The organism is Zobellia galactanivorans (assembly GCF_000973105.1).
Classification (GTDB): Bacteria; Bacteroidota; Bacteroidia; order Flavobacteriales; family Flavobacteriaceae; genus Zobellia; species Zobellia galactanivorans.
The window spans coordinates 1,233,910-1,250,290 of the sequence record NC_015844.1 but is presented as its reverse complement, the minus strand read 5'-3'; the positions used below and the strand labels follow the sequence as shown (position 1 = coordinate 1,250,290).

General features: G+C 40.4%; 8 protein-coding genes. All 8 read left to right on the top strand.

Annotated elements, in window-relative coordinates; all coding sequences use genetic code 11:
- The 8 genes from ZOBGAL_RS04885 to ZOBGAL_RS04850 all read left to right on the top strand — a co-directional run bounded on the left by ZOBGAL_RS04885 (position 1) and on the right by ZOBGAL_RS04850 (position 16,377).
- A complete protein-coding gene (locus ZOBGAL_RS04885) occupies positions 1-984 on the top strand; it encodes an aldo/keto reductase (RefSeq protein ID WP_013992407.1) in 984 nt (327 codons plus the stop codon).
- Positions 985-994: 10 nt separating this feature from the next.
- A complete protein-coding gene (locus ZOBGAL_RS04880) occupies positions 995-1,723 on the top strand; it encodes a creatininase family protein (RefSeq protein WP_013992406.1) in 729 nt (242 codons plus the stop codon).
- A gap of 134 nt (positions 1,724-1,857) precedes the next feature.
- Entirely contained in the window at positions 1,858-2,925 is a 1,068-nt protein-coding gene (locus tag ZOBGAL_RS22600) for a lactonase family protein (protein ID WP_013992405.1), read from the top strand.
- A gap of 306 nt (positions 2,926-3,231) precedes the next feature.
- On the top strand, positions 3,232-3,444 hold the full coding sequence (locus tag ZOBGAL_RS04870) for a hypothetical protein (RefSeq protein WP_013992404.1): 213 nt from the start codon (positions 3,232-3,234) through the stop codon (positions 3,442-3,444).
- Between the two features lie 1,127 nt (positions 3,445-4,571).
- Positions 4,572-8,732 carry a hybrid sensor histidine kinase/response regulator transcription factor gene (locus ZOBGAL_RS04865; protein WP_158499716.1) on the top strand — a complete coding sequence of 1,387 codons (4,161 nt, stop codon included), beginning with the start codon at positions 4,572-4,574 and terminating at the stop codon, positions 8,730-8,732.
- Positions 8,733-9,127: 395 nt separating this feature from the next.
- Positions 9,128-12,385, top strand: a complete 3,258-nt coding sequence (locus ZOBGAL_RS04860; RefSeq protein WP_013992399.1) for a SusC/RagA family TonB-linked outer membrane protein — start codon at positions 9,128-9,130, stop codon at positions 12,383-12,385.
- A gap of 20 nt (positions 12,386-12,405) precedes the next feature.
- Positions 12,406-13,977 carry a SusD/RagB family nutrient-binding outer membrane lipoprotein gene (locus ZOBGAL_RS04855; RefSeq protein WP_013992398.1) on the top strand — a complete coding sequence of 524 codons (1,572 nt, stop codon included), beginning with the start codon at positions 12,406-12,408 and terminating at the stop codon, positions 13,975-13,977.
- Between the two features lie 156 nt (positions 13,978-14,133).
- Entirely contained in the window at positions 14,134-16,377 is a 2,244-nt protein-coding gene (locus tag ZOBGAL_RS04850) for an alpha-N-acetylglucosaminidase (RefSeq protein ID WP_013992396.1), read from the top strand.
- Positions 16,378-16,381 lie beyond the last annotated feature (4 nt).

The window sequence follows — 16,381 nt, the reverse complement described above, 5'->3', positions numbered from 1 at the left end:
ATGGAATATAGAACTTTGGGGCGTACGGGTTGGAAAGTGAGCGAAATAGGTTTCGGGGGCTGGCAATTGGGCGGTACCTGGGGACGAGTTGATAATAGGGAGTCCGTAGATACCCTCCTATACGCCTTTGAACAGGGTATTAATTTTGTTGATACGGCCTTTGCTTACGGAAAGGGACGCAGTGAAGAGGTTATAGGTAAGGCATTGAAAGAATGGTCAGGTGATAAAATCTACGTAGCCACTAAGGTAACCCCGGTAAAACAGGAAATGACCACCTTGGATGTGGATGGCAACCCACCCATAAAAGGAAGGTATCCCGAATGGTACATAAGGCAAATGGTAGAGGGGTCTTTACGTCGTTTAGGTGTAGAACGTCTCGACTTATTACAATTGCACTTATGGTTCGAAAGTGGGGTATATGAGCTGGAATGGCTCGAAACATTAAATGCCTTACGGCTCGAAGGCAAAATTGATAAAATAGGGGTGTCCCTCGCTGATATCCGACCAAATCAGGGAGTAGATTTGGCTCAATTGGGCCTTGTCGATACCATACAAGTAATGTTCAATATTTTTGAACAGCAACCTATGGATGAATTGTTTCCCATGGGGAAAACCACAAATACCGGGTTTATAGCCAGAGTTCCCTTAGACTCAGGGGCATTGACCGGAACTTGGACCGATGCAAGCTATTCCGAATGGGGAGTAGAAGATAAGCGACATGCAATGTATCACGGTAGCCGCTTCAAAAAAACCTTGCAAAGAATAGAGGATATTAAAAACGTATGCCAGCCATTTTACAATAAGCTTGCGGATGCAGCTTTACGGTATGCCTTGCATCCGGAAGAAGTGGGGTTGATCATTCCTGGTATGCGGAATAAAAACGAGGTTGATCTAAATATTGCCATTTCCGACGGTGCCAAGTTTCCTGAGGAATTGGCCAATAGTTTAAAGTCACATCGTTGGAAACACGAATTTTACGACTAGACGATTTATAATGGTAAAAAAGGATTATGGGCAATTCCAAATTGAGCAATTGAACCCAATTCAAATCGAAGCCGCCCTCAAGAAGCGCTCTCTTATTTATTTGCCTTTAGGCGCGATGGAATGGCACGGCATGCATTTACCTATGGGTCTTGATAGTCTTACTTCCCATGGTGTTTGTTTGCGGGCGGCCGAAAAGACAGGTGGGCTAGTAATGCCACCCTTATATTATGGTATGACCGGAAGTATCTGGCACCATCCGTATACCATTTTGATAGAAGAGGAAGAGGTGCTGCTTCAAATCTTAATGACCACATTGCAACGTCTGGAGACCGATAACATTGAAAAAGTTGTAATTTTTACGGGACATTTTGCCCTGAAACAATTGGAAATGTTGGCCAGGTTAGAGGAGAGGTGGAATGCTCAAAAAAGGGTTTTAGATGTAATTGTAATGTCTATTTCCGAGTGTCCGAATGTTACCATGAAGGCGGATCACGGCGCTATTTTTGAGACCTCTATATTGGCTCAAATCAAGCCTGGGTTAGTACGGTTGGAAAACTTGCCGGACAAAGACGTAGAGCCTGCAAATGACCCTGAAGGAAATAGTATGGGTGATCACAGAAGGGATCGTAATAATGTTTTATTCGGCGTGTTTGGTGATGATCCAAGGTTTTATGATAAGGATGAAGCGGAAACCTTATTCGATACCATTGTTGAATGGGTAGCGGAAATAGTGGAATAGGGTGTGGCCTTAAATTATTTTTGATGTCATTACGTATATAGGTATTTTTTCATGGCTTCAAAACATACTCCCCTTATCAAGTTCAACAACCGAAATTTCTGGAGACCATTCGGATTAAAACTTAAAAACGTATTATGTTATCCTTTTTCGTAGGCAGTTATACTAAGTCGATTAATCCAGAAGCAGTATGTGTTGGCCATGGTATTTACAGTCTAATGTTGAATACGGATACGGGGGGAATAGTTTCTTTAAGTACGGAGAATTGTTGTAATCCCAGTTATTTGATAACTAGCGAAAATGGAGAATTCCTATACTGTATTACCGAGCTTAATGAGCTTGACGCCCCCCAAATAATTGCCTACAAAATAAATGATGGCTTTTCGCTTTCCTTTTTAAATAAACGATCAATTAATGGGGGGTATCCCTGCCATTTAGAAAAATTCGATTCAAATATTTTAGTGGCTTGCTATGGGACGGGTAATGTCATTCGGTTCCCATTGGAAAGTTCGGGAAGATTGCAAGTCGGCAAAGAAAATTACTATCACGAGGGTTCTGGCGCGGTAATGAATCGACAAGAATCCCCACATGCACATCAAATAGCCATACAGCCCGTAACAAGTAATATTTATGTTTGTGATTTGGGTATTGATTGTATTAAGGCATACAGTCTTAAGGAAGGCAAACTATATCCCAATGCACATAATGATTTTAAAATGCCGGATGGTAGTGGTCCCCGACATCTCGTATTTAATAAAAATGGCGATTTAGCCTATGTATTGAACGAGTTATCCGGTGCCGTATCCGTTTTAAGGAATGAAAACGGCAGTTTTAAATCTTTGTATGCTTATAGTTCTTTGCCAGGGAAATATTTTGGAAAGCCTAGTAGTTCGGCAATTCGGCTCCATCCGAAAGGGTTGTTTTTATATACGGCAAATAGGGTTCTAGAGGCAATTACAATTTTTAAGGTAATGAAAGATCAATTGCTTCTAGTAGGTTTTCATTACACAAATGGTAAAGAATTGAGAGAGTTCAATATAAGTCCCGATGGAAAATGGTTAATAGCCTGTCACCAGAATTCCCATGATATTGTGGTCTTTAGAATAAAGGAAAACGGAACACTGATGGAAGTATCTAGGACTAAGAAAATGAAATCACCCGTCTGTGTTGCTTTTTCTAGAGTTGATTTATATGCTTCGGTCTAAAAGTCGGGTTGTTGAATTTAGCGTTTTTTTTGCACTGTTTAAGCCTTGTTGTTCTGTCCCATGCAGACTTTAATATCCTGTATAGCCTCTTCCGTTGAACTTGAACCTACTTGAGTCGATGTGTGGTGGCCTGTTTTTAAGAATAGCTTGTCCAATAAACTTCTTCATTTGGTTTTTTTAGTGAACGGTTCTTGTATGTGGAAGGTTTTTGTTTTTTTCAGTATAAAAATTATTGAAGTATTTCCCGCCTGCAATGTTTAACCATATTCGACACAATATATTGAATGTCGTTCCAGTGCCTTTTCTTTGAGCGAGCTAGGCCGCCATGACGCTAGCCATGGCTGGTATTTAAAAGGTAACGGAGACGGCACATTTAAGGTTCAATATTCAGGTGAGAGTGGCTTTAGAAGTGAAGGAGAGCTTCGAGATATAGAAGTATATCATACGGCCAAGGGGCAAGTTAGGGTTGCGGTAGCTAGAAACAATGATAATTTGCAAATCTTTAAACTTCTAGACTAGCTTCAAGTAAAGCTTATGTGAAATCTGATATAAAGATGGGCGCTGCCCTTGGTCTGTTCCTAGAACAGGTTGAGGGATATGGGTATGAACGGATACATGGAAGGATGCAACTAAGATTCCGTAGTCGTATGGATATGGTTATGGGAAAATTTTCAAGGTTCAATTCTTTTTGACAAAGGCCTTTAATGTGGAAGAATTGGAACTCACTAATAGTATAGAGCGACCTGAGGCCCCTGTGATAATTTCAATGTCACGGGCGTCGTGACACTATCCCAATAACTGTGTAAGTTACAAATAACGGGGGTTTGACCTTATTTAAAGTCTGCCCCTTTTTTCATAGATCGTGAGGAACTGATTTCGTATTATGCCCCAGTTCCTGATGGGCACGGATATCTCGGACTCCTTGGAAGGTACATACCTCCTTTTTGGAATGGCCATTACGGGAGTTGCCGTCCTTGGATCTCTGGTGTTTTCCTAATCTAGGTGGCCGTCGAGCTCCCCTTCGAGCTTCTTATCGATGCAGCGCTTCTGGAGTTCCGCCACCGGATTTGAACGGTTTTAAAAACTCCTCATTGGATAATTCTTCTTTCTTCATAAGGTGCAAATATTAAAATTAAACAAAAAAATAGCGGGAGCATGCCCCCGCTATTTTCTATTTATACACTTTATGAGATAGTCCTACCATTTTTTTTGATACTGGACTACCTAATAACGGAAGGAGGTCAGATAGCGGTTTTAATTGATGCCTACCTCCCGTTTTTTGGCTCAACATAGGTTTTGCCCACATAGGCAGGGCGATTCTATATTCTATCCATTTGCCAGATTGTTTGCGCCCAATATTTTTTATGCTTGTTCGTAATGTTATCTTTAACACCGAAATGAATTGCAATCCCTTTTGCGATGACCTTACTGAACATTAAATCATATCTGACTTTAATATTTGGTACATCTTCTATTTCTTATTAGTTTTTTTGTTGTGTTCGACTTAACGTTCGATTAATTATCTTGGTCAGGTATATAAGGGCTTTGGGTCTTTTGTAATGATATTGAAAAATGTAGTTGAAAAAGTCATGGTCGGATTTACACTTTCTTTTTTTTCTTTAAAAAGCTATAGAATAGGCTTGACTATGTCCGTTCTATTGTTAAGCTTTTTTGGTAATGCCCAGGGGTATGACTACGAGGTAGGTACTTTTAATGATAAGAACTTGGTAACCGATAATGTCGTGTCATCCATCTCTAAAGATAGTTTGGGCTTTGTTTGGGTCGGAAAAATGGACGGCCTATACCGATATACGGGGTATGACGCCGATGTTTATTCCGCTTCTTCAAACGATAATAGTGGTTTGAGTAATCCTTGGGTGACCGATGTCATAGCCAATGGTCATATGTTGATCATTGGTACTAAAAGGGGGGTCAATTTTCTTGATACTAAAACAGGAGTGTTTCAGTATCTATTTCCTTCCGATATCAATGCCGAACTTAGTAATGATATAACATCACTTCTCAACTTAGGTGGGGGCACTTTACTGGTAGGTACGGTCAATGGTCTTGTTCTAGTCCGGTCCAATACGGTTACCAAAGTAGAAGAGGTGTCTTTTTTTGATAGGGAAACCCCAATAGGTCAAGTAGCGATAAAAGGTATGCTAGAATCTCCACACGGGGTGTTGGTCAATACAGATCGAGGTCTTTTTATATTATCTGGGCATGGTACAAAGGCGAATCGATTGGAACTGACCTTTGATACTGAAAAATTGGACGATTTATATGCCGTGTATATTACGTCAGATCAAAATGTTCTGATTTCTTCTGATATCGGTTTTTTTTATGTCAACGTAAACATGTGTCGATTAAGCAAAGAAAAGATTGGTCTAAAGCCCATTGGAGAGCTGTATGGGAATTGGCCGACCTTTAAGGCGGCAAACGTTATTCTTGAAGACTCTAATGGGGTAATATGGTTGGGAACCGAAGGTGAAGGCCTGTTTTCATATTACAGGGAAACCGAAGGATGGCAAAATTTTAGGTATGAAATCAACCAAAAAAATGTTCTGAAAAACGACTTTATAAGGGCCCTTTTCGAAGATGAATCAGGTATGATCGTGGTCGGAAGTGATGCCGGTATAAACACTCTGGTGGCCAAAGATGGTAAATTCGACCTAATAGACAATTTAATGTGCGAGGCCGGTAAGGAAGATGTGTCTAACGTTCATTCTATTCTAAAGGACCATAAGGGCAGACTCTGGATCGGAACAAAGGGGAACGGACTTTTTGTAAAAGGGGAAGAGCTTTCCGTAAATATTCACCCTAAAGAGAACAGTAGTTTCGGACATATACGCTCTATTATACAAGATAAGGAGGCCCACATTTGGGTGGGAACACAGAAGGGAGTGTTTATTGTGGAAAATGGCAATATGATGATCCAAAATATTGGCCACGATTTAAAAACCAGGCGGGCATCATTGCTTCCCGGAGAAGAAGTATACCATATTCTAGAAGATAATGTTGGCAATAAATGGATCAGCACTTCAAGTGGTCTATACATTAACACACCTAAGAACGAGCTGAAAAAAATAACCAATACCTATGTTCGCACCATTTTAGATAAAAAAGTGGTTTATTCCATGTTCTTAGACAGCAATGAAAGAATATGGATGGGCACGTTGAACGGAGCCATAGCTTTTTTAGACTTAAATGACTATGACAATCCGTATTTGTTTTCGGAATACATCGGTAAATCTCTTGATTTTCATAGGGTTACCGTCGCTCCTGATTATGAGGAATATTTTGAGAACTATGGGGTGTATTCGCTCACAGAAATTGATGACGGTACTATTCTGGCCGGAACTAATTTTGGGATATGTAAAATTGACATTGGAAAAAAGGAAATTGCGCCACTTTTTTCAATCAATAAAGCGAAGTCCCCATCTAATCTGGCCAATAGTTATGTTTATGGTCTTCTATACAATAAAGCCCAAAACCAACTGTGGGCAAGCTCAAACAACGGACTGTTCTCCTATGATTTCAATACCGTTGAAATTGAGAATTTTGGCATTAAGGACGGCCTGCAATCGCTAGAGTTTAATGGCAATGCTATTTATAAGGATAATCAGGGTAAACTTTATTTTGGAGGAGCTAACGGTCTTAATATTTGTGACCCTAGTTTAAAGTTTGAGAAGAGCAGTTTTAAACCCAATATTGTTTTGACCAAGGTTTTTATCAATGGAAAATTACTGAAGAACGGTGTAGGGGATAAAGTCTTGGACAACGAAATTGTTTACGCCCGATCACTGACCTTATCATCAAAACAAAATACGGTGGGCTTTGAGTTCGCCTCCCTACATCTACCGCACCCTTTAAGCAATTCCTTTAAATGTAAATTGGTGGGGATAGACGATAACTGGATCGAACTTAAGAACAAGCGCTCCATTAATTACGGTAATTTGCCTAAAGGGAATTATAGCTTTCAACTCATGGCAACGAACAACGACGGGGTGTGGAATGAAAGTCCGCTCACGGTAAGCCTTAAAATACTTCCCGCATGGTATAATACTTGGTACATGATGTTATTATGGCTTGTGCTCGCCATGGCTATTGTAATTTCATTCGTTCGTATTTTGGTAAAGAACCACAACAAGAACAATGCATTGAAAATAAAGGAGATAGAGCAAAAAAATCTTCAGGATCTATATGAGGCGAAGTTGGTGTTTTTTACCAATCTGTCACATGAGCTTAGAACCCCTTTGTCATTAATTGTCGACCCCATAAAAACTTTAATGTCGCATAGGGAAATTTATGGTAGAAAACCTGAACTGTTCAATGTGTTGAACAATAATGCGGATCGCTTGCGAAGATTGATTGATCAAATTATGGATTTCAGAAAGTATGAATATGGAAAACTGGAATTAAAGGTCGCCCGTGCAGATATGGTACAAACCATAAAATCTATTACGGCTTCATTTGACTTTCATTCGGCTCAAAAGCAAATAAAATTTAAGACAAGGCTGCCTTCCCAGGTGTTGCCCATGTACTATGACGAAGATAAAATAGAAAAGATAGTTTACAACGTTCTCTCCAACGCTTTTAAGGCCACACCCATAGGGGGTATGGTGAGAATCTCATTAAGAAACTTTGATTCTCGGAAAATAAAGAAAATGAGTAAATATAAGGTCATATGTGGTAACGATAAATTACAAGAATTAAAAGATCATATATATATTAAAGTAGTTGACAGCGGTACGGGTATACGTGAGAACAATCTTGAAGAAATATTCACTCGGTTTTATCAAGACAACACCATAAATTCGGGTACGGGCATCGGACTTTATATGGTAAAACAATTGACCGAACTACATTCGGGTACCATTTTAATAAAAAGTAAGCGTAATAAGGGAACCTCATTTGTAATCGTTCTGCCCAAGAATGAAGATATCTATGCTCCTACAATAGTTGATAGCCCAGAAATAATGAGTGAAGGCAAGGTGGGAGCAAATCTAAACGCGTTAATTCTGCAAAACATAGATACAAAAAAAGCAGAGAACAAAACACATAGTGTAGCGGTAGTCGAGGATAACGACGAACTTCGTATGTACCTGAAGAGTATTTTGGAGCAAGAATACATAGTATTTACGGCTACCAATGGGGTTGAAGGGCTAGAGCTGATCAAAGATGAAATACCCGATTTGGTCTTAAGCGATGTTGTTATGCCGGAAATGGACGGCCTAGAGCTTTGCAGGCGGGTAAAGAACAACTTTGATACCAGTCATATTCCGATTATATTGCTCACTGCCAAAACTTTTGATTCGCAAAAATTGAGCGGCTTAAAATCAGGAGCGGACGTATACCTAACCAAGCCATTTAATAGAGAAATAGTTCTGGCCAATATTGCCAACCTTATTAAAGGTAGGGAAAAGCTTAGGTTGATTTTTCAAAATGACAAGATATTGGAACCGTCAAAAATAACGGTCAGTTCAGTAGATGAGACCCTAATGCTGAAATTAAAGAAATACATAGAAGAGCACATACAAGACCAAAATCTTACCTTAGAGCGTATGGCAACTGAAATAGGCGTGAGTCGGGCCCAGCTTTTTAGAAAAATGAAAGCGCTGACAGGATTGACCCCCAATAACTTTATTAAATCGGTACGCTTGAAATTTGCCGTACAGCTCTTGGAAGAGAATAAGTTGCAGATTTCTGAAGTGGCACTCCTCTGCGGATTTAAAGAACCTAGTTATTTTTCCAGATGTTTTAGGGAAACTTACGGGTGCACTCCCAAAGAATACATGAAGTCCTAGTCAAGCTCGGCATTGTTTGCCGATAGGGTTTAAAATACCGTTCCGACACAAATTTGAGTGCGGATTTTGCGTTCATATGGTATATCCATCTATAGTTCAGGCGACCATCTTTCCTTTTTAAAATTGTTTTTCCCTTCCAGCTAAAAGCACCAAAGCTACAACTACACCTTAGGTGATTACTTTTTTTGTAAGGTTTTAACAGCAATTATGCCCAAATAGCTTCTAAATCATCGATTTGATACGATTTTATTAGTAATTGATACTTGTTTATCACTGCCCAAAGTCTCTTCATACTAATTTCAAACCATCTAACAAATTCTAAAAACAATTTGCATATGGCTAACACTTATTAAAGGAAGAAACAAAGACTAACAGATAACTAAATAACGCCAAGTATGAAAAACAAACAGAATAAGAAACAATTTTTGCTGGCCCTGATATTTTGCCAGCTCATTTTCGCTCAGCATATATTTGCACAAGAAGCAACCTCAACTAAAATAGAGGTTACAGGTGTGGTAACCGATGAGTTCGATATGCCCATGCCCTATGTAAACGTATATGTTAAAAATACGCGATCGGGTACTTTAACAGATTTTGACGGAAATTATAACATACGGGTCACACCGGGCCAAGTTTTGGTCTTCTCTTATGTAGGTTACAGTAATCTTGAAAAAACTGTTTCCGAAAGTACCGAGCTTTCCGTTTCATTAGTGCCCGATACCAGCGAGCTATCGGAAGTAGTGGTAACCGCACTAGGGATAAAAAAGGAAAAGAAAGCGATAGGTTATGCGGTAGACGCAATATCGGCAGATGAGATAAATTCAACAGGAGAGCCCAATGTCTTATTGAACCTATCGGCCAAAGCACCCGGAGTTCAAGTATCCGGTTCGGCCAATGGTGTAGACGGATCTCCTAGAGTATTAATTAGGGGGGTGACTTCCTTATCATCGGATAATCAACCACTATATGTTCTTGATGGTCTGCCTTTGCTTAGCAATAGATCACTTTCCGAAAGTTTATTTACATCATCCTCGGGACAATCGGATTTGGGGAACCCATTATCGGACATCAATCCCAATGATATTGAAAATATTAGTATTCTTAAAGGAGCGAGTGCTACGGCTTTATATGGGGCCAGAGGCGCAAACGGGGTTATTATGATAACCACTAAAAAAGGAAAATCCGGCCAGAAAGGTTGGGGGGTGAATCTTAGCACTTCCACCACCTTTCAATCGGCTTTGATTTTACCTGAACCTCAATTGAATTATGGTCAAGGGAACAATGGTGAGTTTTCATATGTAGATGGGAACGGTGCAGGTACCAATGAGTCTGATACAAGATTATGGGGTCCTCGATATAATGGCCAACCAATATCCCAGTGGGATCCGGAAACAGGAGGCTCAATAGTAAAACCATGGTTGCCCTACGGATCTAAAAACTTGGACAATTTTTTTGAAACCGGCCACACGTATCAACAAAACATATCGCTTACCCATGTTACGGAGACATCCAATGCCCGTCTGTCCCTTGGGCATCAAGATATAAAAGGAATTACCCCTAACACCGGCTTGGAGCGTATCACAGGAAGCTTTAATTCAACTTTTAGGCTAGGGGAAAAATTAAGTCTGAATTTTGTAGCAACAGGTTCTACAATGGACAGTGATAACAGAACCAGTTATGGTTTTGGTAATGGTGGTATGTGGCAGGCGCTTTTCATTCCTACGAACATTGATATTAGGGACTTAAGGGATTATAAAGATGAATTCGGCAATAAAAAAAGCTTTTATCAAAACGGACCGAACCCTTATTGGGATCTATATGAGAACGTCAACCCTGTTACCCGAACACGCTTCAGTTTTAATGTAGGACTTGATTATGCGCTTACCGATTGGATGTCTTTACAGGCAAACGTATTTCAAGATACCAATACAACCGAATACGAGAGGATTGTAGCGAAACACTTGTTTAACACAGGTAGCTATCAAGAAGGTATTGATTTAAACAAGGAAATTAATGCAGACGTACGATTGAATATAAACCAGGATATTTATAAAGATCTGAACGTGAATTTCATGATGGGCGCCGCAAACAGAAATGAAAAGACCAACAGCAAATTTGCCAGTACCGATGGTGGGCTTTTGGTTTCAGGGGTTTATAACCTTGGTAATTCCGCTAAACCGGCCACTGTAAACAATAGAAAGACAGAGAAGGAAGTCAGCAGTGTGTTCAGCTCGGTAGAGTTTAATTTCAAAGATTACTGGTATGCTACTTTTACGGGAAGAAATGATTGGTCTTCTACGCTGCCAAAGGATAACTGGTCTTTCTTTTACCCATCGGCTTCAACGAGTTTTATTTTTACCGATGCGTTGAATATCAAGAGCAAATTATTGACCTATGGAAAACTACGGGGTAGTTGGGCCAAAGTGGGTAACGATACCCAACCTTATGCTTTAGATCGCTTTATTACGAGAAGCTCTACTGCTTTTAACGGGCAACCTGTTGCTGGGATAGATAATGTTATTCCTGCAACAACTTTGGTGCCTGAGGAATCGACTTCGTTTGAAGTTGGCGGGGAACTTTACCTGTTTGATTCAAAGGTGAAATTAGATATAGCTTACTATAAAAATGAATCGAGTAATCAATTGATCCAGGTGGAGAATGCATGGGAAAGAGGAGCTCGTTTCGCTTTTATCAATGCAGGAACAATTACCAATAAAGGAATTGAGGTAAAGCTTGATATTACGCCTTTTGAAACCAAGAATTTTCGTTGGGATATAAATATGAACTGGTCTCGAAATAGGGGAACCGTTTCGGGCTTTCCTGAAGACCTAGTAAACTTTAAGCATATTGCAGCTTGGTTCGGACCGGAAATCAGGGCGACTAATGGGGAGCCTTATGGCCACATAGTAGGCTTTGAATATTTTAGGGACACCCAAGATGCCTTGGCCAACGTTCCCAATATGGCAGATGACTTCAATAATTTTGGCTATACCGCAGAAAACAATATCTATGGAACGGGACAAATACTTACCAAAGATGGCTTTCCTATGCATAACCAATGGAGAGGAACGAGAGACTTGGGAGTTTCCGCTCCATTGGATTGGACCGCAGGTATCAGCAATAGTTTTAGGTATAAAGACTTTAATCTGAATTTTCTCTTCGATCTTAGATATGGAGGTAAAATAATATCTACCACATATCAATATATGTCGCTCAACGGTCTTAATCCGGAAAGTGCCGGGGACAACATAAACGGGGTCGCCGTAAGGGAAAGTACAGAGAATGGAGGCGGTTTTATTTTTGAAGGTATTGATGTGGAAACCGGAGAACCGAACACTACAGCTATAAGTACCCAAGATTTGTACGCCAATTTCAATTATCCGACTTCTGCACTGATGAGGGACGCTACAAATATTAAACTCAAAGAGCTTTCGATAGGATATAGATTAGATAGAAAAGTAACCAAAAAACTAGGGTTGTCCGATGTGAACATATCCTTAGTGGGTAGAAACCTTTGGTTGATAAAGAACAACCTGGATGGTATCGATACCGAAACGGCAAATATGGGTAGTTTGAACAATGGATCTGGATTTGAAACCGGGTCGCTTCCCAATACCAAAAGTTTTGGAATGAATTTCTCCGTTAGTTTCTAATCGAATAAAAAGATATCAATATGAAATATTCAAATTATATAATGATCATTAGTTTTCTCATTTTCTCGCTACAGGCCTGTACCGATGATTTTGAGGAAATAAACACAAACCCTAATGCGCAAGTTGTAGGTAGCAATGAAAGTTTATTGTTAGGTGCGGAAATAAGGGCATCGCGGGAGTTATTGGATAATATCAACAGCTACAATAAGGGAACGGCAAAATGGGTGCAATATTACACGAATACCACGGCTCCTACTGACTTTGTGGCATCCAATCCACGTGAAGATTTCAATGATTTTTGGGTGTATCAAAATCTAGTAACCCAAACAATTCCGTTGATAGAAAGAATTTTGGACAATACGGAAGAAACCCCCCAACCGAATTACCAAGCGGTAGCCCTAGTGTTAAAAGGGTGGATATATAGTAATATGGCAGAACTTTGGGGGCCCATTCCATTTTCCGATGCGCAATTCGGGGAAGTCTCGGAAGAAGAACAGTACAATAAACCAAAGTTTGATTCGCAAGAAGAAATTCTCAAAGCGGTTCTTGATTTGTTGGAAGAGGCCAATGGCACTTTTGATCTGTCTGGAGAGCCTAGTATAGCATTGAACGCCGAAAGTGACGCTTATGCCGGTGGAGACCTGTTAAAATGGAAAAAATTCGCCAATTCCTTACAAGTACGTATTTTAATGCGTATTTCCGATGCAGATGCCGGGTTTGCCAAGGCTAGACTTGAGTCTATTTTCGCAAACCCTAGTAAATATCCATTATTGGAAAGTAATGAGGATAATTTTGGTATGACATGGGAGGCTACTATAGGTTCTTATTCCGACCCTTTTGCCCAATATGTCGAGAACAATACCAATTCTCCTATCGCTATTACCGGTTTTGTAAATACCCTTGGGGGCTTGGAAGACCCCAGAATGAAGGTCCTTTTGAATCCGGCTCCAGGTTATACGGATAGTGATACGTACACCGGGGTTCCACCGGCTTTCGATGAAGAGAATCCAAGTGGATATACCAGGGTGGCTTTGGATTCGGTAAGTCAACTATCCGATTCGTATACCTCGGCCCAAAAGAGATTTATTATGACCTATTCAGAGTTGTTGTTTATAAGGGCGGAAGCGGAGAGCAAAGGCATTGAAACAGGGATTTCGGTCGACCAGGCATACCAAGAGGGCATTAAGGCCAATATGGAGCAGTTAGCAGTAGATCAAACGGCAATTGATGCTTATTTGGCCTCTCCAGGGGTGACCTTTGATTCGGCGAATGCATTGGAGCAGATTATTACGCAACGTTATATAGCACAGTTCGGTCAAAGTATAAATACCTTTTCAATGATCCGAAGAACGGGATTGCCGACCCTGGACTTTTTCGATATAGGGATAAACAAGGAAAAAGGTTATCCGGTACGGGTTGGTTACCCACGCGAGACCATGCAGAATTTCAACCAGACCAATTTTGAAGCGGCCATTCAAGGGGTGAATATTGTAGATAACGTGTTTGGAGATCCACTTTGGTTTGCTCGGAACGCCCCGACGGTAAAAATGGTCCCGACCATTCAAGAAGGGCCCGTTCTGTTCAGTTATTAATTTTTTGAGTTGGTTAAAAAGGCTTATTGTAAGGTGATATTCCCCCAAAGTAATCGCTTTGCCTTGATCAATAAGCCTTTTGTTTTTATATGGTCTGTAGGGACGGCCCAAAAGTGGGACTAACACGACCTTTCGGTTTTAATCTATATTGAATTCATGAGAAAAGTAGTCAGTTTAATAGTACTGTTGTTTACTATAGCCACTTATAGCCAAGCACGGCAATCCGGTGCGGAGAAATCTGCTTATGGTATTTTGAATCGCATTTTACCTGAACGTGCTTCCTCCTTCGTTTTTAAGGAAATTACAGCTTCAAAGGATAAAGATGTTTTTGAGGTATCTAATGGACATGCAGGAAAGATCGTCATATCTGGAAATAGCGCGGTGGCGATGGCATCTGGTCTTGACTGGTATTTGAAAAATTACTGTAACGCCCACATATCGTTAAATTATAATCAACTTGACCTTCCTAAGACGCTTCCTAGACTGACCTCTAAAATCAGAAAAGAGACACCTTTCGATTATCGCTATTTATTTAACTATTGCACTTACGGCTACACCATGCCTTGGTGGAACTGGGATAGGTGGGAGGAGATGATTGATTACATGGCATTGAAAGGAGTAAATATGCCTTTGGCTATTATCGGTCAAGAAGCTGTATGGCAAGAGGTTTTGAGTGATTTTGGAATGTCTCGGCAGCAGATTGATGATTTTTTTGTAGGTCCTGCACACTTGCCCTGGGGATGGATGGGGAATATAGATGGAATGGGCGGTCCTCTACCCCAAAATTGGATAACACAGAGGAAAGAACTACAAGTTAAAATTTTGAACCGTATGCGGTCCCTTGGTATGAAGCCGGTATTACAAGCGTTTACGGGCCATGTTCCCCAAGTCTTAAAAAAACTCTACCCAGAGGCCAATATTTTTCAAATAGAAGATTGGGCAGGAGTAGAGGGCACTTATTTTCTTGATCCTACCGATGAGCTATTTCAAAAAATTGGTACGGCCTTTATTAAAAAACAGACCGAACTTTACGGAACGGATCATTTATATGATGCGGACTGTTTTATTGAGGTAGACCCGCCTTCTAAGGATCCTGCTTTTTTAAAACAGGTAAGTGAAAGTGTATACAAGTCTATGGAATTGGCAGATTCAAAAGCCACATGGGTACTTCAAGGGTGGTTTTTCTTTTTCAAAAAAGATTTTTGGACAAAGGAAAGGGGTCGGGCATTTTTAGATGGGATACCAAAGAATAGAGCAATTGTGCTCGATCTTTATGGAGAAAAGAATCCTACTTGGGATAAAACAGATGCATTTTATGGACAGCCTTGGATATGGAACGTAATCTGTAATGAAGATCAGAAAGTGAACATGAGCGGAGATCTCGAAGAAATGCAAAGACAGTTCCAAGAGGCTTATACATCGGAAATAGGTAATAACCTTAAGGGTATAGGGGTGATTCCGGAAGGTTTGGGGTATAATCCCATTGTGCAGGATTTTATTTTTGAAAAAGCTTGGGACCCCCAAAAAGTTAACGTACAAGAATGGATTGAAGATTATGCCACGATCCGTTACGGAACAAAAAGCCCGTCCGTAAAAAAGGCTTGGCAACTTTTAGGGGAATCGGTATATGGTAGAACCCGAACAATGTGGTCTCCCCTGATTACCACCCCGCGATTAATGATTTTTGAAGAAGGTAGTAAAGAAGATATTAGACACGTAAGAAAGGATTTTAAAATAACCGAGACGGACCCCTTTGCATGGGATTTTGATGTCTATAAGCTGGCCAAGGCGGCTGGGTTGCTACTGGGGGAGGCCAATGAACTACAAGACGTTGAAACATATAATTTCGACCTTACGAACGTATACCGTGAGTTGCTGTTTAGCTTAACCCATAAATCTATAAACGATGTAAGCGTGGCCTATCAAGAAAAAGATCGGCAAGCGCTTGACCGAAGCGCTAAATCCTTGTTCAAGCTCATGGATGACCTTGAGGCCATTACAGGTGCAAATGAGAATTTTTTATTGGGAAAATGGTTGGAAGATGCCAAAAGTTGGGGAAGCACACCGGAAGAGAAAGAATACTATGAATGGAATGCCAGAACAATTGTTACGATTTGGCAGCCCTACCCAGAAGGGGGGCTTCGAGATTATGCGGGTAAACAATGGAACGGTCTCTTCAGTGGGTATTATAAACCTAGATGGCAACTATTCGTTGATCACTTACGGAGGTCATTGACCGAGGGTGTCGATTTTGACCCCAAAGCCTATGATGCTGAGGTGCGGGAGATGGATTATAAATGGACTCGCTCCCATCAAATATACCCTAGTGCGCCAACCGAAAAAACCATAGATGTAGCCCGTAGGATACAAACAGAGTACGCTCATTTGTTCAAAAAATAAAAAA